This is a genomic window from Actinokineospora sp., assembly GCF_052390155.1.
Lineage (GTDB): Bacteria > Actinomycetota > Actinomycetes > Mycobacteriales > Pseudonocardiaceae > Actinokineospora.
In genome coordinates, this window is the sequence record NZ_JBQTHF010000030.1 from 154575 (window position 1) to 177836 (window position 23262).

26 protein-coding genes are annotated in these 23262 nt (G+C 70.3%); 9 read left to right on the plus strand and 17 right to left on the minus strand.

The features are described 5' to 3' along the window. Window positions 1-19 precede the first annotated feature (19 nt). The gene (locus tag ACT4N7_RS12340; protein WP_444828805.1) at window positions 20-793 is read right to left on the minus strand and encodes a 3-hydroxybutyrate dehydrogenase; all 774 of its coding nucleotides are present in this window, start codon (window positions 791-793) and stop codon (window positions 20-22) included. Window positions 794-916: 123 nt separating this feature from the next. Here ACT4N7_RS12340 and ACT4N7_RS12345 point away from each other — a divergent pair, with 123 nt between their 5' ends. The 5 genes from ACT4N7_RS12345 (at window position 917) to ACT4N7_RS12365 (ending at window position 3633) form a co-directional block, all read left to right on the plus strand. Beyond that, window positions 917-1324: a TFIIB-type zinc ribbon-containing protein gene (locus ACT4N7_RS12345; protein WP_444828806.1), complete on the plus strand. Its 408-nt coding sequence runs from the start codon at window positions 917-919 to the stop codon at window positions 1322-1324. An 18-nt stretch (window positions 1325-1342) separates the two neighbouring features. Next, window positions 1343-1966, plus strand: coding sequence for an AAA family ATPase (locus ACT4N7_RS12350; RefSeq protein WP_444828945.1), 624 nt, complete (start codon window positions 1343-1345; stop codon window positions 1964-1966). Window positions 1967-2075: 109 nt separating this feature from the next. Further along, window positions 2076-2549 carry a helix-turn-helix domain-containing protein gene (locus ACT4N7_RS12355; RefSeq protein WP_444828808.1) on the plus strand — a complete coding sequence of 158 codons (474 nt, stop codon included), beginning with the start codon at window positions 2076-2078 and terminating at the stop codon, window positions 2547-2549. Beyond that, window positions 2527-3195, plus strand: coding sequence for a hypothetical protein (locus tag ACT4N7_RS12360; RefSeq protein ID WP_444828809.1), 669 nt, complete (start codon window positions 2527-2529; stop codon window positions 3193-3195). The genes ACT4N7_RS12355 and ACT4N7_RS12360 overlap by 23 nt, the downstream gene beginning before the upstream one ends. 144 nt (window positions 3196-3339) lie before the next feature. Further along, on the plus strand, window positions 3340-3633 hold the full coding sequence (locus tag ACT4N7_RS12365) for a DUF2516 family protein (RefSeq protein WP_444828810.1): 294 nt from the start codon (window positions 3340-3342) through the stop codon (window positions 3631-3633). A 6-nt stretch (window positions 3634-3639) separates the two neighbouring features. On the opposite strand, the gene ACT4N7_RS12370 is transcribed toward ACT4N7_RS12365, so the two are convergent. Then, window positions 3640-3945, minus strand: coding sequence for a hypothetical protein (locus ACT4N7_RS12370; protein WP_444828811.1), 306 nt, complete (start codon window positions 3943-3945; stop codon window positions 3640-3642). A gap of 19 nt (window positions 3946-3964) precedes the next feature. Then, complete coding sequence (locus tag ACT4N7_RS12375; protein ID WP_444828812.1) at window positions 3965-4192, minus strand: PspC domain-containing protein; 228 nt, start codon at window positions 4190-4192, stop codon at window positions 3965-3967. 116 nt (window positions 4193-4308) lie between these two features. On the opposite strand from ACT4N7_RS12375, the gene ACT4N7_RS12380 reads away from it, so the two are divergent. Next, on the plus strand, window positions 4309-5199 hold the full coding sequence (locus ACT4N7_RS12380) for an AAA family ATPase (protein ID WP_444828813.1): 891 nt from the start codon (window positions 4309-4311) through the stop codon (window positions 5197-5199). Between the two features lie 46 nt (window positions 5200-5245). Here the strand turns inward: ACT4N7_RS12380 and ACT4N7_RS12385 are convergent, their stop codons facing one another. Continuing rightward, the gene (locus ACT4N7_RS12385; protein ID WP_444828814.1) at window positions 5246-6199 is read right to left on the minus strand and encodes a zinc metalloprotease; all 954 of its coding nucleotides are present in this window, start codon (window positions 6197-6199) and stop codon (window positions 5246-5248) included. Between the two features lie 150 nt (window positions 6200-6349). Beyond that, window positions 6350-7684 carry a tannase/feruloyl esterase family alpha/beta hydrolase gene (locus tag ACT4N7_RS12390; RefSeq protein WP_444828946.1) on the minus strand — a complete coding sequence of 445 codons (1335 nt, stop codon included), beginning with the start codon at window positions 7682-7684 and terminating at the stop codon, window positions 6350-6352. Between the two features lie 187 nt (window positions 7685-7871). Here ACT4N7_RS12390 and ACT4N7_RS12395 point away from each other — a divergent pair, with 187 nt between their 5' ends. After that, window positions 7872-8813, plus strand: a complete 942-nt coding sequence (locus tag ACT4N7_RS12395) for an extracellular catalytic domain type 1 short-chain-length polyhydroxyalkanoate depolymerase (RefSeq protein ID WP_444828815.1) — start codon at window positions 7872-7874, stop codon at window positions 8811-8813. A 59-nt stretch (window positions 8814-8872) separates the two neighbouring features. Here the strand turns inward: ACT4N7_RS12395 and ACT4N7_RS12400 are convergent, their stop codons facing one another. The 4 genes from ACT4N7_RS12400 to ACT4N7_RS12415 all read right to left on the minus strand — a co-directional run bounded on the left by ACT4N7_RS12400 (window position 8873) and on the right by ACT4N7_RS12415 (window position 12780). Further along, window positions 8873-11152, minus strand: a complete 2280-nt coding sequence (locus ACT4N7_RS12400; protein WP_444828816.1) for an FtsX-like permease family protein — start codon at window positions 11150-11152, stop codon at window positions 8873-8875. Continuing rightward, a complete protein-coding gene (locus ACT4N7_RS12405) occupies window positions 11149-11829 on the minus strand; it encodes an ABC transporter ATP-binding protein (protein ID WP_444828817.1) in 681 nt (226 codons plus the stop codon). The genes ACT4N7_RS12400 and ACT4N7_RS12405 overlap by 4 nt, the downstream gene beginning before the upstream one ends. Then, entirely contained in the window at window positions 11826-12350 is a 525-nt protein-coding gene (locus ACT4N7_RS12410; RefSeq protein WP_444828818.1) for a PadR family transcriptional regulator, read from the minus strand. Before ACT4N7_RS12410 ends, ACT4N7_RS12405 begins: the two co-directional genes overlap by 4 nt. A gap of 61 nt (window positions 12351-12411) precedes the next feature. Beyond that, window positions 12412-12780 (minus strand): VOC family protein, encoded by a 369-nt coding sequence (locus ACT4N7_RS12415; protein WP_444828819.1) that lies wholly within the window; start codon window positions 12778-12780, stop codon window positions 12412-12414. Window positions 12781-13010: 230 nt separating this feature from the next. On the opposite strand from ACT4N7_RS12415, the gene ACT4N7_RS12420 reads away from it, so the two are divergent. After that, a complete protein-coding gene (locus ACT4N7_RS12420; protein ID WP_444828820.1) occupies window positions 13011-13472 on the plus strand; it encodes a CGNR zinc finger domain-containing protein in 462 nt (153 codons plus the stop codon). A gap of 168 nt (window positions 13473-13640) precedes the next feature. Here the strand turns inward: ACT4N7_RS12420 and ACT4N7_RS12425 are convergent, their stop codons facing one another. From ACT4N7_RS12425 to ACT4N7_RS12440, 4 genes are all read right to left on the minus strand, one after another. Further along, window positions 13641-14516, minus strand: a complete 876-nt coding sequence (locus ACT4N7_RS12425; protein ID WP_444828821.1) for an aminoglycoside phosphotransferase — start codon at window positions 14514-14516, stop codon at window positions 13641-13643. 31 nt (window positions 14517-14547) lie between these two features. Next, entirely contained in the window at window positions 14548-14697 is a 150-nt protein-coding gene (gene amcA, locus ACT4N7_RS12430; RefSeq protein WP_444828822.1) for a multiple cyclophane-containing RiPP AmcA, read from the minus strand. Window positions 14698-14701: 4 nt separating this feature from the next. Continuing rightward, the gene (gene amcB, locus ACT4N7_RS12435) at window positions 14702-15883 is read right to left on the minus strand and encodes a cyclophane-forming radical SAM peptide maturase AmcB (RefSeq protein WP_444828823.1); all 1182 of its coding nucleotides are present in this window, start codon (window positions 15881-15883) and stop codon (window positions 14702-14704) included. Window positions 15884-15968: 85 nt separating this feature from the next. Next, window positions 15969-17177, minus strand: coding sequence for a DUF445 domain-containing protein (locus ACT4N7_RS12440; RefSeq protein ID WP_444828947.1), 1209 nt, complete (start codon window positions 17175-17177; stop codon window positions 15969-15971). A gap of 80 nt (window positions 17178-17257) precedes the next feature. Between ACT4N7_RS12440 and ACT4N7_RS12445 the strand changes: the two genes are divergently transcribed. After that, window positions 17258-18424, plus strand: coding sequence for a pyridoxal phosphate-dependent aminotransferase (locus ACT4N7_RS12445; protein ID WP_444828824.1), 1167 nt, complete (start codon window positions 17258-17260; stop codon window positions 18422-18424). A gap of 3 nt (window positions 18425-18427) precedes the next feature. On the opposite strand, the gene ACT4N7_RS12450 is transcribed toward ACT4N7_RS12445, so the two are convergent. The 4 genes from ACT4N7_RS12450 to ACT4N7_RS12465 form a co-directional block, all read right to left on the minus strand. Then, a complete protein-coding gene (locus ACT4N7_RS12450; protein ID WP_444828825.1) occupies window positions 18428-20764 on the minus strand; it encodes a CHAT domain-containing protein in 2337 nt (778 codons plus the stop codon). Then, the gene (locus ACT4N7_RS12455; protein WP_444828826.1) at window positions 20752-21141 is read right to left on the minus strand and encodes a hypothetical protein; all 390 of its coding nucleotides are present in this window, start codon (window positions 21139-21141) and stop codon (window positions 20752-20754) included. The genes ACT4N7_RS12450 and ACT4N7_RS12455 overlap by 13 nt, the downstream gene beginning before the upstream one ends. After that, window positions 21138-21710 (minus strand): RNA polymerase sigma factor, encoded by a 573-nt coding sequence (locus ACT4N7_RS12460; protein WP_444828827.1) that lies wholly within the window; start codon window positions 21708-21710, stop codon window positions 21138-21140. The genes ACT4N7_RS12455 and ACT4N7_RS12460 overlap by 4 nt, the downstream gene beginning before the upstream one ends. Before the next feature lie 121 nt (window positions 21711-21831). Beyond that, window positions 21832-22968: a S8 family peptidase gene (locus ACT4N7_RS12465; protein ID WP_444828828.1), complete on the minus strand. Its 1137-nt coding sequence runs from the start codon at window positions 22966-22968 to the stop codon at window positions 21832-21834. Window positions 22969-23262: the final 294 nt, after the last annotated feature.

Genomic DNA, 23262 nt, shown 5'->3' on the forward strand with positions numbered 1-23262 from the left:
GACAGGGTGGGGAAGGGAATCAGTTCGCGGTCCAGCCACCGTCGATCGGGACCGACGCCCCGGTCAGGTGGCCCGCGTTCTTGCCGCACAGCCAGCGCACGAGTTCGGCGACGTCCTCCGGTTCGATGAGCCGCTTGATCGGCGCCCGGTCCAGCAGCACGCGCTCGACGACCTCGTCGGCGGCGATGCCGTGCTCGCGGGACTGCGCGTCGATCTGGTTCTGCACCAGCGGGGTGCGCACGTACCCCGGGCTGACGCAGTTGCTCGTCACGCCGTGCGGCGCGCCTTCGATGGCCGCCACCTTGGACAGCCCCTCCAGCGCGTGCTTCGCCGCGACGTACGCCGCCTTGTACGCGCTGGCCCGCAGGCCGTGCACGCTGGAGATGTTGACGATCCGGCCCCAGCCGCGCGCGTACATGTGCGGCAGGCACCGGCGGATGAGCAGGAACGGCGCGGTCACCATGACCTGCTGGATCAGCGCGAACCGCTCCGGGGGGAACTCGTGCAGTGCGGCGACGTGCTGGAGTCCGGCGTTGTTCACCAGCACGTCGACCTCGGTCGGCAACGTCTCCACTGCCGCGGCGTCGGCCAGGTCGACGACGTGCGCCCAGCCGCCCACCTCGGCGGCCGCCGCTTCGGCGCCGGGGCCGTCGCGGTCGACCACGTGCACCTTGGCGCCCGCCGCGGCGAGTGCCCGCACACAGGCGCGGCCGATACCGCCTGCGCCGCCGGTCACCAACGCGGTGCGCCCGTCGAGGCCGTCGGTGGGGTTGTGATCAGGACCACTGGTCATGGCACACGACGTTAGGTTCACCGCGACCCGGCAGCCATGTGTGCCGCTCCTACAACTTTCCGATTTGGCGTGTCGGGTCCAACCATGCGGGCGCGCGCATCAATGTCTGCGTAGGCTGGCACAGTGATTTGTCCGAAGTGTCAGAACGCGATGCGCACGGTGGACCGCCTCGGCGTCCACATCGACCAGTGCGAAGGGTGTCGGGGGATCTTCCTCGACCGTGGTGAGCTTGAGCAGATCGCCAGTGCCGAGCAGCGCCACTACACGGCGGCTCCGCCCCAGGCGTATCAGCCGAGCCCGCCTCCGCCGACCGCGGCCTACCCGCCGCCCGCTGCCGCGTACCCGCCGCCGGGCTACGCGCCGCAGCCGGGTTACCGCGACTCGCCCCCCGGCTATGGCGGCCACGCGGGCTACCGCGATTCGCCGCCCGGCTACGGGCACCGCGACTCGCCGCCCGGGTACGGCCACAGCTCGCACGGCGGGCACCACAAGAAGCGGCGCAAGAGCTTCCTCGAAGACCTCTTCGACTGAGTCGAGTCGGTGAACCTGATGATCTGCGCGGCCTGCGGTGAGTGGGCCGACGCACCTCAGGTCGACCACGACGACGGTCAGGCTGTGCTCGTCTGTGTCCGATGTGGACATCGGGAGCCGTTCGCGCGGCTCCCGATGTTCGCCCTCACCGGGCCCAGCGGCACCGGCAAGTCGACGGTGTGCCGTCGGCTCGGCGCGCTGCTCGGTTCGCGGGTGGTCGTGCTGGAGCAGGACGTGCTGTGGGTCGGCGCCCTGCGCGACCCGGACGACGACTTCGGCGCGTTCCGGCAGACCTGGCTGCGCACGGTCGCGATGGTCAACCAGAGCGGTCGGCCCGCCGTGCTGTGCGGGACGGTCGCGCCGCCGCAGTTCGAGCGCCGCCCCGAGCGGGCGCTGTTCACGGAAATCCACTACCTCGCACTGGTCGCCGAGGACGAGACGCTGCGCAAACGCTTGTGCGCCCGTCCCGCCTGGCGCGAATGGGACGACGAGCAGCGCGTGTCCGACATGCTCGCGTTCAACGGCTGGATCAAGGACAACGCCGATCTGACCAGCCCGCCCATGGCACTGCTGGACACCACGACGGCCACTGTGGACGAGACGGCGGCCGCGGTCGCGGACTGGGTACGCGCCCGCCTCTGAGCACCTCGGACCGGTGTGACCGACCCCACCGATCGTGTGCAAGCAGACCGCTTGCAACTGCTAGCACCGCGGCGTACCGTCGATCCTGTCACCAAGGAGGCGGTACCGAATGGACGAGACCGGCAACGGCGAGGTCCGGGCGATCGACAAGGTCGCCGACTTGGGGCGCGACATCGGCGAGTACATCAAGCAGCAGCGCAACAACGCCAAGATCTCGCTGCGCCAGCTCTCGAAACTCGCCGGGGTCTCCAATCCGTACCTGAGTCAGATCGAGCGCGGGCTGCGCAGGCCGAGCGCCGAGATCCTGCAACAGATCGCCAAGGGGCTGCGGATCTCCGCCGAGGCGCTGTACGTGCAGGCGGGCATCCTCGATCTCCCGGCAGGCGGCCCCGTGGCCGACGCCGTGCGCACCGCGGACGAACTGACCGAACGCCAGAAGCAAGTGCTGCTGGACATCTACGAGTCCTTCCGGCGCGAGAATTCCCTCAAACAGTCCACAGTAGAGGGGTCTGATGTGGACGACGAAACCGATCGGACCCCAGCTTCGAGGAGTGAGCAGAATGACGCTGCCCAAGAGCGATGACGTCCGCAAGGTGGGCGAGCAGGCCGTGTCCGTGGTGAACACCGCCATCGAGCAGGCCCGCACCCCGCTGCTGGCCGCGCTCGGCGCGGGCGACCTGGCCGCCAAGGCCGTCGCTGACGCCGTCAACAAGGCCAAGGTGCGCGCCGACGCCACCAAGACCGCCGTCGAGGACCTGCCCAGTGACCTCACCGGCCTGCGCGACAAGCTCGACCCGGCCGAGCTGCGCAAGCTCGTCGACGAGTACACCGACGCCGCGCTGAAGCTTTACCAGAAGCTGGCCGACCAAGGCGAGGACGCGCTGGGCAAGCTGCGCTCCCAGCCGCAGGTCAAGAAGGCCATCGAGCAGCTCGAAGAGGCCATCTCGGCCGCTCAGGAGCGCGTCGGCGACGTCGCCGGTGACGCCCGCACGCTGGCCGAGGACGTGCTCGCCAGGGTGACCCGCAAGACCCGCTCGGTCGGCGAGAAGACCGCCCGCACCGCCGAGAAGGTCGCCGCGGAGGTGTCCGAGGCCGTCGAGGAGGCGGGCGAGGACATCGCGCACGAGGTGCGCAGCACCTCCCGCAAGGTCGCCAACAAGACCGCCCCGGCCCGCAAGCCCGCCGTCCGGTCGACCACCGCCAAGCCCACCGCGCCGACCGCCAAGTAACTGTCGCAACGCACCCGAGCCCCCGCACCCCGAGTGCGGGGGCTCGGTGCTGCGCCGGGGGGTGAAACCGCTGCTACGGCGCGTGTTGCGGGCCGAGATGGGGGGAAGTGGTGGAGATGCCCGGTTCGCACGTAGGCTGGACGGGTGCCGGTGACCGCGGTCTGGATTCTGACGATCATCGACTGGGCAGCGGTTCCGGTCGGCGTCTTCGCGTTCATCCATGCGCTCATGCAGCGGCCGGACGCCTACTCCGCCGCCAACCGGATGACCAAGACCGCCTGGCTGGGCATCACCGCCGGAGCCGCGGTCGCGTTGCTGCTGTTCAGTTTCGCGGGCAACGGGTGGATCTTCTGGATGGCCGGTCTCGTCGCCGCGCTGGTCTACATCGTCGACGTCCGGCCGAAGCTGCTGGAGGTCCAGCGCGGCCAGCGCTGGTGACTGTCCTCAAGTCGTGACGAGGACCAGCAGCGTCCCGATCGCGACGATGGTGCCGACCAGCAGCGTCCCGCAGCCTGCCAGGATCGTGCGCCGGGTTGTCGCGGCACGGATGGCCGCGACCACCGCCAGCACCACCGTGAGCAGCGTGATCACCGAATAGGCGACCGCCCCCGCGACCGGCGACCCCTGCCCCTTGGTCAGCGTCGGGCCGAACACGATCACCACGAAACACACCACGCCCCCGGCGGCGAACAGCGTCGCCGCCGCGAGCAGCACCAGCGCCTTGGCCGTCCCGGTCCGGTTGGTCACCACGGGCCGACCTTAGGGCGCGTCAGTCCGCTTCGGGCATCAGGATCCAGCAGGCCAGGTAGATCAGGGCGCCGGTGCCGAAGCCGAGCAGGGTCGCGGCCACCAGCAGGATGCGCACCAGGGCGGCTTCCACGCCGAGCACGGCGGCGACGCCGCCACAGACCCCGGCGACCATCCGGTCGGTGCGGCTGCGGCGCAGCTTGCGGACGTTCCCGCGCGGCGGGCTGTCGGAGTAGATGTCGTTCGTCATGACTCCAGACTCCCCGGCGGACGGCGTCCCGACATCCGGGAAGGCCCCTGAACTCAAGGTCAGGGTCACCCCGAGCGGACTCGGCGCGGCGCGGTTGTGCCGGTTACTGTGACTCCATGGAGCCGTGGCCGCAGTTCGCCGCACCGGACGAGTTGGTCGGTGCCCTCGACCAGGTCGGTTATCTGGCGGACGAGGGCCTGGCCACCGCCGCGTTCCTGGCGCTGCGGATGGGCCGCCCCCTGTTCTGCGAAGGCGAACCGGGCACCGGCAAGACCTCCCTCGCCGCCGCGCTGGCCAAGGCCCTCGACGTCGAGCTTATCCGGCTGCAGTGCCACGAGGGCATCGACGCCACCCAGGCCCTCTACGACTGGGACTTCCCCCGCCAGTTGCTGCACCTGCGCGCACTTGAGGCGTCGACAGCGGGCCAACTCGACCCGGACGAGGCCGAGAAGTCGTTGTATACCAGGCGTTTCCTCCTCGCGCGGCCGCTGCTGCGGGCCTTGGAGAACGCCCCGTGCGTCCTGCTCGTCGACGAGGTCGACCGCGCCGACGACGAGTTCGAGGCGTTCCTGTTGGAGGTGCTGGGGGAGAATTCGGTGACCGTGCCGGAACTGGGCGAGGTCCGCGCCGAGATCCCGCCGCTGGTCGTGCTCACCTCCAACCGCACCCGCGAGGTCCACGACGCGCTCAAGCGGCGATGCCTCTACCACTGGCTGGAACACCCGAACCTCACTCGCGAACTGGCCATCCTGCGCAGCCGACTCCCCGGCATCAGCGAGCGGCTGGCCGCCCAGGTCGCGCACGCGGTCCGCAAACTCCGCGAAGCCGAACTCCTCAAGCCCCCGGGCGTAGCCGAGTCGATCGACTGGGCCACGGCCCTGATAGCGCTGGGCCGCACGGAACTCGACGCCGCGAGCGCGGCGGTCACCCTGGGCGCCGTGCTGAAATACCGCGAAGACGCCGACCGTGTCGTCGCCGCAGGCCTGGACGCCCTCCTGGCGGGCTAGTGCGTTGGCCCCGGCGAGCGGGACGACCGCCCGCCGGGGCCGGACTTCACTTGCCCGCGCGGTAGACCGTCCACGCGCTCTGGATTCGGGCCGACTGGCCCGGGGTGAACTGGTCGTAGCAGTCGTCGTAGGAGTAGTCCATGTAGTTGCGGATCGGGTCGAGGCCGGGCAGGGCACAGGAATCGCGGCCCTGCGGGCAGCCGGAGGTCGGGCTGGACTGCGCCGGGGTGTCCGCGACCTCGTCATTGGTCGAGGTACAGCCGCCCTGGAAGGTGTGGTAGAGCCCCATCCAGTGCCCGGCCTCGTGGGTGAGCGTCTTGCCGAGGTCGAAGTTTGCCGCGCTGCCGCCCGGCACGCTGGTGTAGTCGATGACGACGCCGTCCACCTTGGCATTCTTCGCATACGACGACGGGAACGTGGCATAGCCGAGGCCGGAGATGTCGACCGACCACACGTTGAGCGTGGTGGCCGTGCCGACGCGGGTCGAGGACTTCATGTCCCGCTCCACATTGGACCGATCGGCCCTGGTGAACCAGGTCGCGTTCGACCAGCGTTTGGTCTGCTGCAACGTGAAGGTGAATCCGGTGTTCGCGGCGACACCGGGGGCTTCCGAGCCAGCGAAGCCGTCGTTGAGCACCCGGATCTGCTGGGCGATCGTGGCGTCGGAGATGGCGCCGACGCCGTTGGCGCCGGTCACCACATGGAACACGACGGGGATCGTGGCGCCCGCCTTGCCGAGCTGTCCGGTCGCGGTCAACTGCGCGAGTTTGTCCCGCAGTTCCTTGTCCATCCGGTCGGCTTCGGCCTTGGTCAACTCGTTGCGCTCGACGCCCGCCGCGGTGCCCGGTTTGACCCGGGCGGCCGAGAGGACGTCATCGCAGAGTTCGGGGCGCGCCGCGGTGTTGGCGGTGCCCGCGCCGGTGACCAGGGTCAGACCGCCGACGGCGAGCGTCGCCGCGACCAGGACCGAGCGCACTCGGGTGGAGCGGGTGTTCGACATGTGCGTCCTCCATGCAGGGGTGAGGATTCGCTGGGCGGCCACAGGGTGCCGCCGAGCGAATCCTCACCGAAGACCGCCACCGAACAGAGCGCGATTGTGACTTGGGTCACTCATCAACTAATCAACGTATTACCAGTTGCGCACCTGTGGTCAGGACAACGCGCAGGTGGTGGCCTCGTTCACCGTGGGCGACCGCGGAATCGTCGCCGACCGCGGTGGCCGCTGGCCGTTGGTCCAGCCCGCCACCGCGTCGAACGCGGTGAGGAAGCACGGGGCGATCGGGCGGAGCTTGGCCGGGTACGCGTCGTACAGACCGTCCACATGCGTCCCGTCGACGATGCGGAAGTACCGGTGCAGCGAGCCGCGGCCGCGGTCGGAGATCATCTGCGCGTACACGTCCGAGCCCGTCGAGATCGGCAGCAGCGCGTCCAGGGTGCCGTGCAGGGTGATCATCGGCTTGCCGATGCGGCCGGTCAGCGAGATCCGCTCGACCGCCGAGTGCACCTGCCGCGGCCGGGACGCGTAGTCGTAGTCGGCGTCGCAGTTCGGCGTTCCGCTGGCACAGAAGGGAACTCCGGCCTGCAGGTCGCCGTCGAAGCCGGGGTCGAACTCCTCGCGGTAGATGCGCTGGGTGAGGTCCCAGTAGACCTGGTAGTGGAAGGCCCACAGGAACTCCGAGCCCGGCGCCATCCCGGCGTCGAGGATGGCCTGGCGCGCGGCGGGATCACCGGCCACGTACGCCGGGTAGTTCTTGATCACGGTGGGCAGAGAGGTGAACAGGTTCGGGCCGCGCTCGGTCCACAGCGTGCCCTCCCAGTCGACACCGCCGTCGTAGAGGAACGCGCGGTTCTCCAACTGCCAGCGCACCAGGTAGCCGCCGTTGGACACACCGGCCGCGAGGGTGCGCGCGGGAAGTCGACCATAGCGTTGCGCCACAACGACTTTCGCCGCCACCGTCAACTGGGTGACCCGGGTGTTCCACTCCGCCACCGCGTCGCCGGGGCGCCTGCCGTCGGTGTAGAACGCGGCGCCGATGTTGCCCTTGTCGGTGGACGCGAAGGCGTACCCGGCGGCGAGCACGTGGTCGGCGATCGTGCGGTCGTTCGCGTACTGGCGCCGCACGCCGGGCGCGCCGGACACCACCAGTCCGCCGTTCCACCGGTCCGGCAGCCGCACCACGAACTGGGAGTCGTGGTTCCAGCCGTTGTTGGTGTTCGACGTCGAGGTGTCCGGGAAGTAGCCGTCCACCTGGATTCCCGGGACGCCCGACGGCTGCGGCAGCCCGACCGAGGTGAGGCCGTTCCAGTCGGCGAGCACGGTGTGGCCGGACGCGAGGGTGCCGACGGTCGTGAGGTCGTCGAGGCAGGCGGTCTTCTGCTGCTCGGCACCCGGCACGCGCAGCCGGTCCTGGGCCGCGCAGTGGCCGGAGTGGCCGGTGGCGGTGGCGGGGACAGCCGTCGCGGCCACCAGGCCGACCACGGCCAGGGCGATGCGGGTGAACACGGCACACCTCCACGTCGTTGGGTGTAGGTGAACCTAGGGACGTCACGGGCCAACGGATATGCCGCCGGGCCACACAATGCGCTGGGCGAATGTGGTGTGCGCCACTGTGGTCAATGTCCAACGTAATCTTCTACCGTCAGGTGATCCACATCACACGGGGGTGATCGGGATGCGTTCACTGGTGATCGCACTGACGATGCTGGCCGGCCTGCTGAGCGGCACGGCACCGGCGTCGGCCGCGTCGATCTCGGAGGTGACCGGGTTCGGCGACAATCCCGGCAACCTCAGGATGTTCCGCTACGTGCCCGACGGCCTGCCCGCGGGCAGGCCGGTGGTCGTCGCGCTGCACGGCTGCCTGGCGGGCGGCGCGGACTACGGCACCGACGCGGGCTGGATCGAACTGGCCCAGCGCTGGCGGTTCACCGTCGTGCTGCCGCAGCAGCAAATGATCAACAACCCGAGCCGGTGCTTCAACTGGTTCTACGGCGCCGACACCCGACGCGGCTGGGGCGAGGCCGAGTCGATCGCCCAGATGACCCGCCGGACCGTGGCGGATGTCGGCGGGGTCCGTGTCTACGCGACCGGCCTGTCCGCGGGCGGCGCGATGACCTCGGCGATGCTGGGCTCGTACCCGGACCTGTTCGCGGGCGGCGGCATCGTCGCGGGCGTGCCTTACCTGTGCTCGACCGTCCTCGTCACGGCCGGAGTCTGCCTGCTCCCCGGGATGAACCTGACCCCAGGCCAGTGGGGCGACAAGGTGCGATCGACCGGACACCCCGGCCCCTGGCCGACCGTCAGCGTGTGGCACGGCCCGCTGGACTTCACGGTCTCGCCAGGCAACCTGCGCGAGATCGTCGACCAGTGGACCAACGTGCACGGCATCCCGGCCACCCCGTCGGCGACCGACACCGTGGCGGGCTACCCGCACGCGGTCTACCGCAGCGGATCCCGCACCGTGGTCGAGTCATACACGATCACCGGCATGGGCCACGGCCAAGCCGTCGACCCCGGCGGCGCCACCGGGCAATGCGGCCACACCGGACTCTTCTTCCCGGACGCCAACATCTGCGCCGCCTGGCACATCGGCCGATTCTGGGGCCTCGACAGGTAACCGGTGCCCAGGCCGCCTGGGGGCCGCCCCCGAAACGGCCCCCAGGCGATCACCCCCAGCTATTCCGTGCGCAGCGAGTTCAACCTGGTCGCGCTGCGCAGGAACGGCATGGTCACCAGCGACACCAGCACCCCGAGCACGGCCGCCGCCGATGCCATGACGCCGACACCGGCCCAGTCGACGATGAGTGGGTCAACCGACAGGCGCATGACCAGGCCGCCCAACGCGATCCCGGTGACCACCGCGACCGCCACCCCCAGCCCGATCGGCACGGCGATCTGCCACAGCAGCGACCGGGCCAATGCCCCGGTCGGCACACCGCCGGCCGCGAGGATCGCCAGTGGTCGTCTGCGTTCGCGGATGTGTTCCAGGGCAAGCACAAGCAGGCTGATCCCGGCCAGCATCAGGGTGAACACCGACCCGATGAGCAGACCCTGGCGAATGGTCAGGTACGTCTCCTGGTTCGGGTCCAGTCCGGTGTAGACATTCGAGGAGTACATCGACACCCGCCACCGCAGCGGCGCGACGGCGTTGCGCACCGACTCCGCCGCGGCTGAGTGGACCTGGTCCAGTTCGACCCGCAAGGACGTCGACTTCGTGGCGGCGGGCAGGGCGCCGGGCGTGGCGATCACCGTCCCCATGAAGTCGATCTGCCGCACGGGCGGCGAGAGCCCGCGGGACTCGGGCACGGTCCAGGTCGCGACGACTCGGTAGCCGGTCTTGTCGAACTCGACCACGGCCACGCTCCGCCCGGGGGTGAAGCCGCCCAGGTAGGAATCGCCGATGTCGACGGAGAACAGTTGGCCGTCGACGCAGCCCGTGACCGCGAAGTACCGTTCGATCGTGGCGCAGTCCGCCACCGGAAGGGAACTCATGCTGCCCTCGGCGTCGAACCGGACCGTGACGTTCTGGATCTTGTCGACGGCGCGGACACCGTCGACGCCGCGGACCGCGCGGGCGGCGGCGTCGACGAACTCCTCGTCGACGTCGATGCCCAGGATCTGCTGCCGATCGGCGGCCGCCGTCAGCGGCACGTCGTAGACCTGGGCCTGCGAGAGCAGCACCGCCTGCACGGCGATCGCGCCCGCCAGCACCACGGCCACCCCGCCGACGACGCGGGCCGACGTGCCGCTGTCGAGTTGGAGTCGGCGGATCGCGAGCTGCCAGGACGACGGGCCGCCGCCGCCCAGCCGGGCGACCGTGCGCTCCACCACCCACGGCAGCAGGATCGGCACGCCGAGGAGCACGAGCGTCGCGCCCGCGGCGATGCTGTACGCCCAGAACTGGCTGTTGGCGCTGGTGCCGCCGTGCCAGTACAGCAGCGCCACCCCGAGGGCCACCACGCCGATCCGCCACGCGAACCGCCTGCGGATCGGCTTGCTGTACCGAACCACCCCCAGCGGCTCGATGATGGTGCGGCGCAACGCGAACTGCGCCGTCAGCACCGCGAGCACCGGGATGGCCAGCGCCACCAGCGCCGCGAGCCACCAGACCGGGACGATGTCGGACGGGTACACGCTCACGTCCAGGATGCGGACTTTCGCGGCCAGTTCCCGGCCCACCAGGAACAGTCCGGCACCCAGCACCAGGCCCGCGACAGCGCTCACCAGCGCCTCGGCAGCCGCGATGCGGCGTACCTGACCGCTGTCAGAGCCGACGAGCCGCAGCGCCGAGAGCCTGCGATCGCGTTCCGCGCCCGCGATCCGGGTGCTGGACGCCACGAAGATGAAGACCGGCACCAACAGCGCGACCGTGCCGAGCAGGAGCAACAGCAGCAGCCCAGGGTCCAGCGGATGATCGACCGGCGCCCTGCCGAAGGAGTACACCGCCATCGACGATTCGCGGATCTCCGGCCCGGCGCCGGTGTAGGCGAACAGTTCGCCCGGGTCGCGGACCGAGTCGCGGTCCAGCACGCCGACGACGCGCTGCGGGAACCGCGGGCGGAGCAGCTCGCCGTCCGGGCTTGCCAACAGCTCTGCCAGCCCTGGCGAGAGGTAGACCTCGTCCTCGGTGGGCAGCTTCGGCACGCCGGGCGGCGTGGGCGCGGCGGGACCGCCGGCGTTCAAGTAGCCCACGTTGATGAATGTGGCGCCGAATTCGGTCCCGGACGAGAAGTAGTACAGCGGGTCGACGCCCGCGATCGCGTCCGTGTTCGGCGACTGGGCGATGCCACGCTGCTCGCGCGCGTCCATCATCGGGCCGACCGACGAGGCCAGCAGCAGCACCGCGACCGCGATGCCGACGCCGACCGCGCTGAGCACGAACCGCGCCAACGAGGTCCGGCCGCCCCCGACGGCCAGCCGGATCCCGATGGCGAGGTCGTTGAGCCTGGCCCTCACTGGACCAGCTCCACCTGACGGGTCCGCCCGTCGCGCACCACGACCTCGCGGTCGGAGTACGCGGCCACCCGCGGCTCGTGGGTGACCAGCACGATGGCCGCGCCGGTCTCCTTCGCGGTGCTCACCAGCAGCCGCATCACCTGTTCGCCGTTGAGCGAATCGAGCGCGCCGGTCGGTTCGTCGGCGAAGATCACCTTCGGGGCCGCGACCAACGCGCGGGCGACCGCGACCCGCTGGCCCTGGCCGCCGGAGACCTCGCCGGGACGCTTGTCCGCGGCGGCGTCGACCTCCAGCCTGCCGAGCCAGTCCTTGGCGACGCGCTCGGCCTCCTTGCGGGCGACACCGGACAACCGCAGCGGCAGGGCGACGTTCTCCACGCACGAGAGTTCTGGAACAAGTTGACCGAACTGGAAAACCAGGCCGAACTCGGTGCGCCGCAACGCACTGCGCTTCTTGTCGGACATGGCCGACAGCTCCTGGCCCGCGTAGACCACCGAGCCCGACTCGGGCGCGACGATGCCCGCGAGGCAGTGCAGCAAGGTCGACTTACCCGACCCGGACGGCCCCATGACCGCGACGATCTCGCCGCGGCGCACCGTCATCGAGGCGCCGTCGAGCGCGGGCGTCTGACCGAAGGACTTGCGCAGGTCGGTGCCGCTGAGCAGGACGTCGGTCACGACGCCACCTGCCTGCCGAGGTCGGCGAGCCTGGCCGTGGTCAACTCCAGCCACCGCAGGTCCGCCTCCAGGTGGAACAGCGCGTGGTCGCAGATGAGCTGGTCGGCCAGGTCGCCCTGCTGCTTGCGCGCGGTCAGCTCGCGCATCGCCTTGAGATGCGCGACGCGCTGGGCGTCGAGCACGTCCTCGGCGCTGCGGCCGGACATCAGCGCGAGCACGACCTTGGTGTAGAGCGCGCTCTGCAGGTAGATCTGCGGGCTCTCGGGAGTCACGAGCCACACCGCCACGTCGGTGACGCCCGCGTCGGTGATCGCGTACCGCTTGCGTTCCGGGCCGCCCCCTGGTTCGACACCGCTCTCCTCCACCAGTCCGTTGCGCAGCAGCCGCGAGAGCGTGGAGTAGACCTGCCCGTAGGCCAGGGGCCGGTCCGCGCCGAAGTGCTCGTCGTAGACGCGCTTGAGGTCGTAGCCGTGTCGGGGTCCGGTTTCGAGCAGTCCGAGCAAGGCGTGTCCGATTGACATGCGACGGACTCTACAGCATGTGTATACACATGACGAATAGAGGGCTGAGCTGCGCCGATGATCAGCAGGCGCAGAGACAGAACGGGTGGCCCGCAGGGTCGGCGTAGACCCAGAAGGTCTCCTGGGCGTCGTCGAGCAGGCGGGCGCCGAGGGTCATGGCGCGCTCGTGCGCGGCGGCCAGATCGGCCACCTGGAGGTCCAGGTGGAGCATCTGCGGGCGGTCGGCCGCGGGCCAGGTCGGCGGCACGTAGTTGTCGACCCGCTGGAAGTCGACGCGGCCGCTGTCGCCGGTGATCGAGACCCACGAGTTGTCGGCGGCGGGCGCCGGGTCATCCGGCCAGTCCAGGAGCCGGGCGTAGAACGTCGCGAGCGCGAGCGGGTCGGGACAGTCGAGCACGATCGCGCCGAGGGTGGGCACCGCGTTGGCCATGTCTCCTCCTTGATAACCAGTGAAATTAGTATGCGGGTTAGGCGTCCACATGACAACCGGTATTCGGCCTACAGTGGTGTCCGTGAGCGAGCTTGCGAGCGAACCATGTCGCAGGGCGTCCGCGAGCGGCGTCCCGGAGCCTGCGAGGGGGCGCCCGTGAGCGAGCTTGCGGGCGAACCATGTCGCAGGGCGTCCGCGAGCGGCGCCACGGAGCCTGCGAGGGGGCGTCCGTGACTGCCCACGACGTGGAACTGGTCCTCGACTTCCTCAACACGATCGACGTCGAGCAACACGCCGACGTGCTGGACGACGAGCTGCTGTGGCGCACCTGGCTGGCCGAACGCGCACTGGAGCCGGGCGACCCGGCGCACGCCCGCGCGGTCCGCGACGGCCTGCGCGGCGCGGTCGGCGGCCCCGAGACCGGTATGCCCCCGGGCGCGAGCGTGCGCATCGAACTGACCGCGGGCGAACCCCGGCTGATCGCGACCGACGTCGCGGGCGCCGTGCTCGCCGCCGCGACCCGGCTCGCCGTGCTCGGCGAATGGGAGCGGATGAAGATCTGTCCGGCCGACGACTGCCTGTGGGCGTTCTTCGACCGGTCGCGGAACCGGTCGCGCACGTGGTGCTCGATGCAGACGTGCGGCAACCGGGAGAAGGCCCGGGCCTGGCGTGAGCGGACCAAGCTCAACTGATCAACTGAGCCACCGCGTAGAGGGCCGACGCGGAACTACCTCATTCTCTCACGGCAACTATGCGCCGCAGGAACCGTTCGCGACTGCGGCATTCAGCAACGCGGAGACAGCGGCACTGAACTCCAGCCCCCAGGCCCGGGGCGCTTTCGTTTCCGCACAATTAGACGATTAGAGCTGCTTCAGCACATTCTCGCCCAGCTCGCGGAGTTGGCCGACGAACGCGTCAAAATCGCCGCCTTCTCCTACAATCGCCAGATACCGCACGCTTGCCGCCAACAATGAAACATTTCCACTCTTGGTGTCGAGTACGTCAGCGAAAGTTTCGCGGATGCGGTCCGCGATCTGTGGCTGCGCGAAGCTATGGCAGTACAGCGTCGCCGCGTCGTACCCGGCCGGTGCCCGTCGCCAACTTTCCCAATCCAGGATGGTCAACTCCGGGCCGGTGAGATTGCCCCAGTGCAGATCCGCATGGCTGGTCACGAACACCACGTCGACAAACACTGCCCGATCGAGCGTCACACCGAACTGTGTCTCGGTGTTCCGAATCGTATAGCCGATTGCGTCAACCGGATCGTCGTGCGGAGCCGGGTGAGCGGCCAAGGCCGTCAGGCCGTCGCGGAGATCGGACCACCACTGGTCTGGCAGGTGCGGATCGGTGTAGAGGACACCGTCCGCCGAGATGGTTTCCCCGTTGGCCAACGTCATGACCTCCCCACGGAGTCTCGTACCCGCGCGGTAGTCAGTGGTGCTCGTCCAATCATCCCAGCGCACTACCTCTGGCTTTGGGACGCCGCTGATGGCGTTGGCCTCCACGTTGCCGTCCCACCGGCACGCTGGTTGGTAATCCGGGTCTTCGGTCACGACCCTCAACCAGACGTCACGGTCCTGATCGCGTGCCACGACTCCGGCCGACCGCATGTCGTAGGTGTTCACGACCTCGCTGCTACCGGGAACCACGTTCAACCGCGTTGCCGCCGCGTTCAGTTGGCCGAGAAGCCAGAGCCGACGTTCCTCGACGGCTACTTCCACGTCCTCATCAGTCACCGCTGCCTGCCTGCTCTCTGAGTGCGAAGGACTACTTCTTCGAGAACTCGCCATCCTTGTAGTGGCTGCCACCCTTACGACCCCAAGCAGACATCGGGGCGTCGACCTTCTTGTGCCGTTCGACCAACGCAGCCCACTTGGGTGCCTTCGACTTGGCGACAAGCTGTTCGAGAACCGTCATTCATCTACTCACTTTCTCTCATCAAATCTGCAAGCGCCAGGGCTGGCGCTTGGAACGACGTCTGGCAGTGGCGCGTCTCGGTGGCGGTAAATGTGCCGTGCTCAAAGAACCGATTTCCGGCATGGGCACCCTGGCAGAGATCCCAGAATTCGCATGTCTTCTTGCACGCTTCGAGGCCGTCCATGAACTCACCAACGTACCGAACGTCGGAAGCGCGATTTAGGATCGCGGTCAATGGATCGTCGTTTACGTTTCCCACAACGAAGTTGTCGTACTCGGGTGCCTCGACGTCCAGCAGTTCGGGCGACAACAGGATAACGTCCCCGTCCCATCCGATGGTCGGGATCAGGTCGTGGCGACCGTCAGTCGACCGGACGTCCGCGTCGAGTCCGAGGAAGCCGAACACCGACCGGACCTCGCGAATCACCATGTCCGGGTTCGCAGCGCTCCACTCGAACACGTCCCGCCAGTACCGGCGAACCTGCTCGAACGCTGGCGGCAGGCCGCCGACGTTGGCAGCCTCCTGAGCCTCGATGTTGAGGCCAACCCACGTGCACCCCAGATCGGAGAAGAACGACAGCGTCTCCGCGGCGCTGCTGGTGGCCTCGTCGGTGACGACAGCCAGCGTGGTGAACCCGATCCCGTTTCTCTTCAACGTCTCGATACCCGCGACGATCCGATCGAACATCGGATGGCCGCCACGGTTGATCCGGTTCACGTTGACGTGCGCGGGTCCGTCAATGCTCACGCCAACGTCGATCTGGTGCTTCCCGAAGAACTCACACCACTCGTCGGTAATGAGCGTGGCCCCGGTCTGGATTCGATGCACGATCCGCCCCTCGGCAAGGAGATGCTGGAACGGAGTCAGCAGCTCGCCGAACTTGGCACGCCCAACAACCAATGGTTCGCCGCCGTGCCACACCACCTCAAGCGGTGTCTCCGTGCCCCAATGCGCCGGGATGCCAGACACGATCGCCTCTGCCGTGGCGGTCGCCATCTCCAGATTGAGGTGCCGCCTCGGGAGATAGCAGTACGTGCAGTCCAGCGGGCAAAAACTTGTCGGTTGAGTAATGATGGTGCCCGGTTCAGGCTTGATCCAGTGCCTGAACCGGTCCTGAACGGATGGCTCCACCACGCTCGTCATGTCGCACCGTTTCGTCGGGATTGCACCGAGCGGCTTGTCCACCCCAAGCGCAAAGAGTGTCCCACCCGCCACCGACAGTGTCGAGCAAGCGGCAGCAGAAGGGCCTGGCGACCACCCGACTCCCAGCTCAACTGATCAACTGGGCCACCGCGTAGATGACCAGGCCGGCGAGCGCGCCGACCACGGTGCCGTTGATACGGATGAACTGCAGGTCGCGACCGACCTGGAGTTCGATCTTGCGGGAGGTCTCGTCGGCGTCCCAGCGCTGCACGGTGTCGGTGATCAGCGTGGTGATCTCGTCGCGGTAGTTGAGCACGATGTACCCGGCGGCGCCCTCGACCCAGCCGTCGGCCTTGGCGCGCATCGCCTCGTTGGACTGGAGGCGTTCGCCTAGGGTCATCAGCCCGGCCTTGACCCGCGTCCGCAACTCGCTCGACGGGTCCTCGGCCGCGTCGAGCAGCATTCTCTTCGCCGTGGTCCACACCGACCCGATGAGGTTCTGCACCTCGGCGTGCTCCAGCACCTGCTGCTTGACCTGCTCGGCGCGCCGCATCACCTCCGGGTCGCGCTGCAGGTCGCCCGCGAACTCGGTGAGGAACGTGTCGAGCGCGAGCCGCATCGGGTGGTTCACGTCGGTCTTGACGTTCCAGGCGAAGGACAGCACCTCGCCGTAGACCTTGTCGGCGACAAGCGAGTCGACGAACTTCGGCGACCACGTCGGCGCCCGGTCGGACACCACGTTGAGCACCTGATCGTGGTTGCGGTTGACCCACTCGTACGCCTGGTCGCACATGAGGTCGACCAGCTTGTGGTGTGCGCCGTCGGCGAACACGCGCTCCAGCAGCTTGCCCAGCGGCGGCCCCCACGGCACGCTCACCACCCGCTTGACCACGGCCTGCTCCATCACCGCCTGCACGTCCTCGTCGCGCAGCACCGTGACGGCGCCGCGGACGACCGTGGCCAGCTCGGAGGTGACCCGCTCGGCGTTGTCCCGGTCGGCCAGCCAGCCGCCCAGCTTGCGCGCCACCCCCACCCGGCGCAACCGCTCGCGCACGACATCCTCGGCGAGGAAGTTGGTGCCGACGAAGTCGCCGAGACTGTCGCCGAGCACGTCCTTCTTCGTCGGGATGATCGCGGTGTGCGGGATCGGCAGGCCAAGCGGGCGCCGGAACAGCGCGGTGACCGCGAACCAGTCGGCCAGCGCGCCGACCATGCCCGCCTCGGCCGCCGCCTTGAGGTAGCCGACCCAGCCGGGTGCCCCCGCGGCCTGCCAGAGGGTCGTGCCGATGAAGATCAGCGTCGCGGCGAACAGGAAGCCGAGCGCGACCAGTTTCATCCGGCGCAGCGCGCGGCGCTTGTCCTCCTCGGCGAGTGTCAGTTGCTCCACAGGACCATTGTCCGTGAGGATGCTGTTCCGTGCCTCGAACCACGCTCGTCCCGCGGCTGCGGCCCTTCACGTCGACGATCTTCGCCGAGATGACCGCGCTCGCCGTGCGCGCTGGGGCGGTGAACCTCGGCCAGGGTTTCCCGGACACCGACGGCCCCGCGCGGATGCTGGCCGAGGCCCAGAACGCCATCGCGGCGGGGATCAACCAGTACCCGCCCGGACCCGGCCGCCCGGAGCTGCGCGCGGCCATCGCGGCCCGGCGGACCCGGTTCGGGACGTCGTTCGACCCGGACTCGGAGATCCTGGTCACCGTGGGCGCGACCGAGGCCATCGCGGCCACGCTGCTGGCCCTGGTCGAGGCGGGCGACGAGGTGATCATGTTCGAGCCGTACTACGACTCGTACGCCGCCGCCGTGGCGATGGCGGGCGCACAACGCACCGTGTTGTCGCTGGCCGAGGAACCATCAGGCCGCTTCGGCCTCGACGTCGACGCGCTGCGGGCCGCCGTGACGCCGCGGACCAGGGCGATCCTGGTCAACTCGCCGCACAACCCGACCGGCACCGTGCTGACCCGCGACGAGTTGGGCGCCATCGCCGCGGTGTGCGTCGAGCACGACCTGCTGGCGATCACCGACGAGGTGTACGAGGATCTGGTGTTCGACGGCGGCGAGCACGTGCCGCTCGGCACGCTGCCGGGGATGGCCGAGCGGACGCTGACCATCTCCAGCGCGGGCAAGAGCTTCAACTGCACGGGCTGGAAGATCGGATGGGTCTGCGGGCCCGCGGAACTGGTGGCCGCGGTGCGCGCGGCGAAGCAGTTCCTGACGTTCGTGGCCGGGGCCCCGTTCCAGCCCGCCGTGGCCTACGCACTGGAGCACGAGTCCGCATGGGTCGAGTCGATGCGGGATTCCTTGGCGGACAAGCGAAACCGGCTCTCGGCCGGTCTCGCGCAAGCCGGCTTCGGCGTGCGGGCGACGGCAGGCACGTACTTCGTGTGCGCCGACGTCCGCCCCCTGGGCTTCACCGACGGGTTGCAGCTCTGCCGGGAACTGCCGGAGCGGATCGGCGTGGCGGCGGTGCCGGTGCAGGTGTTCACCGACAACCCGGACCGCTGGCGCCACCTGGTCCGCTTCGCATTCTGCAAACGCGACGAAGTCCTGGACGAAGCGATCGAGCGCCTGCACAAACTGGGCTGACGGTCAGCCCGCGCCGAAGGTGACGAAGCCCAGGTGGCCGTGGACGGCTTGCGCGCGGGCCAGGGCGTGAGCCGGGGCGATGCCCGCGCGCAGGTGGTCGTGCAGGGTGCTCATCAGGTCGGCGGCGCGGTCGTCGGGAACCGGCAGGGTGCTGGCGATGACGGTGCGCGTACCGCGGCGGAGCAGCAGCGCGGTCAGACCGAGCAGGTCCCGGGCCGATTCGCAGGACGACAGGACCAGCCGGTGCGGGGCGGCGCGCAGCCGGTCGAGGTCGTAGCCGTAGAGCGGGCCGTCGGCCAGGATCAGGGCCGAGAACAGCGGGACGTCGCCACGGTGCCGTCCGTGCGCGGCGATGTGCACCAGGCCCGCCCCGTCGATCGCGGCCAGCGTTTGGTCCACTGTGGAGTGTCGAGCGGTGAGCAGCCTGCCCCCGTGGCGGCGGTGCAGGTCGCGCACCTCGCGGTCGGCGTGGGTCAGTCCGGGTCCGGCGATCCAGACCGCGTCCCCGCCAGGCTCGGCCACGCGGGTGGCGCGCAGCCAGTACGCCGCGGACGGCGCCACTTCGACCGGGCGGGCCGAGCAGGTCGGCAGGGCGCCCCACGGGACTGCGGCCAGCGCGCGAGTCGGGAGTACCACCAGCGGACGGTCGCCGATCAGCTTGCGCAGGGGCGCGAACAGCACGCCGTCGAGCCGCCGGGCCGCGTGTTCGGCCGCGGCACCGTCGCCGGTTCGAACAGCCAACGCGGCGGCGGTGCGCAAGGCTTCCGCCAGGTCACCGACGATCCGCGAGTCCACCATGGCGTGCACGCGAAAGCGTTGTCCAACAACGGAAACCACACTCAATTGTCCATTATGGACAACGAAGCTCAGCAGCACCCTCGGGCCCAGCGCCGCACTCAACTCATCGACGTCCGGCAGGCGCTCGGCCGGACTCGACAGCGACAGCCTGCGCACGCGGCCCTCCAGTGCGGGTCGGTCGCGCGGATCGGCGGACCGCAGCGCGGCCAACGCGCGGGCGAGTTCCACCGGCGGCGCGTGCCGGGGCCGTGCCATCGCCGCCCGGTGCCGCTCGGTCCAGGCGAAGACGCCCCGCGGACCGCTCGCCGCGCCGACACCGATCTCGGACAACCGGGCGGCCAACTCCGACGCGCCCGCCTGGAGCTCCACGACTCCCAGCGCGGCCGCGTGCTCGTCCACCACCCGCAACCCCGCCCGGCACGCGGCGAGCACCCCGCGACGGGTCGGCGCCGTGTGGGCGCGGGCGAGCCAGCCGAGGACCCGCAGGACGGCGGTGGTGTCCTTGGCGTGCCGGTGGTGCTCGACCAGATCGGGACGTCCGGCGGCCAGGCGCAACTCGGCGGCCTCGGTGACCATGCCCGCCTTGTCGCAATCACCGGCAACCACGATCGCCCACTCCCGGTCGGCTACCCCGCCACCACTCTCGGCCCGCGCGATCACCGACAGTGCACCCGCTGATCCGGTCTCGGCCGCGGCGAAGCGGGCGCGCAGTTCGATCGCCCGCGCGGCCGCGCGCCATCCCGGGCGTTGTTGGGCGGCGAACAGGTCGGCGGCGGATCGGGCCGCGGACACCGCCGCCGCCGATTCTCCAGTCCGAAGTAGACAGTGCGCGTGCACCAACGTCGCCTCGGCGAAGGCTGGGCCGCGGCCCGCCGCGCCGAGGAGGCGGGCGGCGCGGGCCAGGGCCGAGCCCGCCTCCTCGGTGAGGCCTGCCGCGAGCAGCGCGGAAGCACGGTCCACCAAGGCTTCCGGGTGTCTGCGCTCGTCGACGGCGGCGGCGTCGTAGTGGGCGAGGGCGCGCGGAAGGTCGCCTGCCTGCGCGGCGACGAACCCCTGGTTGTGCAGACAGGTCGCGGCGCGTTCGGGTTCGCCCTGGGCGGTGTAGAGCGCGTAGGCCCGGGTGAACGCGGTGTCCGCGCGGGCGAACCGGTGCAGGTAGCCCGCCGACACACCGACGCCGACGAGGGCGTTCGCCTGCCAGTGCGGGTCGTCGGCGAGCCGGTCGGCGGCCGAGGTGAGCACGGCGATGGCGCGGTCGTGGTCGGCGGTCATGCACAGGGTGAGCCCGCGCAGGCAGTCCGCCCGGGCACCGAGGACACCGCTCAGCAACGGGCGGGCGCGGGCGATGAGGTCCGCACTCGCCGCGTGGTCGCCGAGTTGCTGGGAGATCCACGCGAGCACCAGGCTGGCTTCGGCGGCCTCGGTCGGCGTCGTGGCGGCGGTGATCGCGGCGCGGGCGGGTGGCCGGGCGCGCAGAGGTTCGCCGCGTTCCTGGTGGTCGAGTGCCTCGGCGTGGTGGGCGGACCAGGTCAGCGGAACCACCCCGAGACCAGCGGCGCGGCGCCCTCGCGGTGCAAGACCAGCCGCAGTCTGCCCGGCGGGGCGGCGGCGGAGAAGCAGCCGACGGCGTCGACCGGGAGGACGGTCACCCCTGCCGCCGAGTGCAGCTCCGCGCGGGACACCGGGATGGTCAGCAGGCCGCCGATCCGGTCAGCTACCTCGACCAGCACACCGTCGGCCCGCCACAGGCAGGCATCGCCGCGGACGCCCGCGCCAGCCATCGGGACCAGGTCGAGCCAGTCCCACCGGGTGCCGAGGAACGTGCCCGCGAGGACGGCCGCGGCGTGCGCGTCGGCAGGCACCGGGTCCAGCCTGCCGAGCAGGCGGGCGAGTTCGGCGAGCAGGTCGGCGTCGGTCATCCGGCCACCTCGCCGGGCATCCCGAGGATGGCGAGCTTGCGGCGCAGGACGCCGAGGCAGCGGCTGCGGGCGCTGCCGACACTGCTCGCGCCGAGGCCGAGGGCCTTGGCGAGCTGGACATAGGTCAGCTCGGGCGCGAAGACGTGCAGGCCGAGCAGCGCCCGGCACCGGTCAGGCAGGGCGGCGAAAGCACGCCACAGCGTGTCGTCGCGCTCCCCGCGCAGCGCGGTCGGCTCGGGCCAGCGGTGCTCCTGGGCGGTGTCAGCCGCCTCGGGCAACGCCGAGGCCACCACCTCGCGGCCCCGCGCGGCGATCACCCGCAGGCTCTCCCGCCGCGCCGTCGTCGCCAACCACCCGCCGACCCGCTCCGGCGTCCGCAGCCGCCCGATGTGCTCGGCGAGCGCGATCCACGTGCTCTGACTGACATCGGCCGCGTCGGCCGCACCCAGCCGGTGCGCCCGCGCCACCCGCCAGACGAGCGGCGCGTACCGGGTGACCAACTCGCGCCAGGCGTCCTGGTCGCCGTCGCCCGCCCGGCGCACCAGCTCCGCAGTGTCCACTGTGTCCACTGTGTCCTCCTTGAACCGAGGGTTTCGGCCGCTCGGACGAAGGTTGCAGTGATCACGATCCGCAAGATCCACGAACGTGTGACAGATTGCTTGCGGGGGAACGAAAGCGCGCGAAGCCGAGTCAGGAAGGCGCGCGAGCTGTCAGCGCGGCGAAGGTGGCCGCGGCGGTGGTGCCCTGGTGGAGCAGGGTGGCGGCCTCGGCGGCGATCCGGGGGGCGGCGAACGAGGTGCCGCTCCACCGGGCGCCGCCGTAGGCGCGGGTGCCCCGGTCCAGCCGGACGTGGCTGCTCACGACGTCGACTCCCGGGGCGGCGCGGTCGACCCACGGGCCGCGGCCGGAGAAGTCGGCGAGGGCGCCGGACGGGGTGGTGGCGCCGACGGCGACGACCGCGGGGAGGGCCGCGGGCCAGAACGGGCGGGTGGTGCCCGCGTTGCCCGCCGCGGCGACCAGAACGGTGTCGGTGAACCGGGCGAACTCGCGGGCCAGGATCGGCGGACAGCGGTCGTCGGCGGTGTGACAACCGGCGGTGACCAGGACGACGTCGATGTGTTCGCCGCGGGCGGCGGCGTGCCCGCGGGTGCGGCGCAGGGCCGACGCGACGGTGCGGTCGTCGGTGAGGCCGTGGGAGGACAGGACGCGGTGGTGGCGGACGGTGACGCCGGGCGCGTGCTGGAGCACGACGCCGGTGACGAAGGTGCCGTGGGCGGCCTGCCGGTCGGTCACGCCGTCGTCGTCGCCGTCGAGGATTTCGGGCCGCGGGCCCCATTCGCCGAACCAGGGCCGGTGGGTGAACCACGGGTGCGGGTCGACACCGGTGTCCAGCACGAGCACGGTGACCGGCGGATCCCACACCTCGCGCGGGGGCTCGGGCGGGAGCGGGGCCGGGGTGGGCACGGCGCCGGTGCCGTGCAGGATCGGCGTGCCGACCAGGGTCGCGTGCACGTGGTTGGCCGACACCGGCAGCCGGGCGCCGACCTCCGCCGCGATACGCACGCACGCGTCGGCGGCGCCGGGGCGCAGGCGCAACGTCACGTGGTCGGCGCGGTCGACGTGGTCCACCCAGCGGTCGAGTTCGCGGACGGCGGCGTCGACGCTGTCGCGGGGGACGACGAGTTCGCCCCGGCGCACGACGCACTCGGCGGGGCCGCCGGGGTCGTGCAGGAGCAGGCCAGGATGCCGTTCGACCAGTTCACCGAGGGTGTCGCTGCGGTAGGTGTGCACAAGGAACACCGTGTCGCCGCAGCGGCCCACTCGCATGGAAGACAGCAGAAGATCACCCGGTCCAGTGATTTCCACTGTCGGTGATCACACCCACTCGCGCGGTGTCCTTGTCCGTCTTTCCGGGTGGAACGCCCGCGCTTGGGGTGCCGAAACGCGACTCGGTGCTGGATAGTGACGTGGTCGCACGGCTGGCGGAGCTCGGGGGTCGAGGCTGATGGTGCTGCGGATGGGGACACCTGCCAGGCACCCGAGCCACCCCGCGCCCGGCTCCGCTCCCGACTGACCTACCCGGCCCACTTCGGGCACCACCCACAACGTCCCGATCGGCCG

Excerpts from the sequence above, each read along its gene's own strand:
- ACT4N7_RS12340 (WP_444828805.1), bottom strand. The coding sequence starts at position 793 with ATGACCAGTGGTCCTGATCACAACCCCACCGACGGCCTCGACGGGCGC.
- ACT4N7_RS12350 (WP_444828945.1), top strand. The coding sequence starts at position 1,343 with ATGATCTGCGCGGCCTGCGGTGAGTGGGCCGACGCACCTCAGGTCGAC.
- ACT4N7_RS12355 (WP_444828808.1), top strand. The coding sequence starts at position 2,076 with ATGGACGAGACCGGCAACGGCGAGGTCCGGGCGATCGACAAGGTCGCC.
- ACT4N7_RS12360 (WP_444828809.1), top strand. The coding sequence starts at position 2,527 with ATGACGCTGCCCAAGAGCGATGACGTCCGCAAGGTGGGCGAGCAGGCC.
- ACT4N7_RS12375 (WP_444828812.1), bottom strand. The coding sequence starts at position 4,192 with ATGACGAACGACATCTACTCCGACAGCCCGCCGCGCGGGAACGTCCGC.
- ACT4N7_RS12380 (WP_444828813.1), top strand. The coding sequence starts at position 4,309 with ATGGAGCCGTGGCCGCAGTTCGCCGCACCGGACGAGTTGGTCGGTGCC.
- ACT4N7_RS12385 (WP_444828814.1), bottom strand. The coding sequence starts at position 6,199 with ATGTCGAACACCCGCTCCACCCGAGTGCGCTCGGTCCTGGTCGCGGCG.
- ACT4N7_RS12395 (WP_444828815.1), top strand. The coding sequence starts at position 7,872 with ATGCGTTCACTGGTGATCGCACTGACGATGCTGGCCGGCCTGCTGAGC.
- ACT4N7_RS12410 (WP_444828818.1), bottom strand. The coding sequence starts at position 12,350 with ATGTCAATCGGACACGCCTTGCTCGGACTGCTCGAAACCGGACCCCGA.
- ACT4N7_RS12415 (WP_444828819.1), bottom strand. The coding sequence starts at position 12,780 with ATGGCCAACGCGGTGCCCACCCTCGGCGCGATCGTGCTCGACTGTCCC.
- amcA (WP_444828822.1), bottom strand. The coding sequence starts at position 14,697 with ATGACGGTTCTCGAACAGCTTGTCGCCAAGTCGAAGGCACCCAAGTGG.
- ACT4N7_RS12440 (WP_444828947.1), bottom strand. The coding sequence starts at position 17,177 with ATGAAACTGGTCGCGCTCGGCTTCCTGTTCGCCGCGACGCTGATCTTC.
- ACT4N7_RS12455 (WP_444828826.1), bottom strand. The coding sequence starts at position 21,141 with ATGACCGACGCCGACCTGCTCGCCGAACTCGCCCGCCTGCTCGGCAGG.
- ACT4N7_RS12465 (WP_444828828.1), bottom strand. The coding sequence starts at position 22,968 with ATGCGAGTGGGCCGCTGCGGCGACACGGTGTTCCTTGTGCACACCTAC.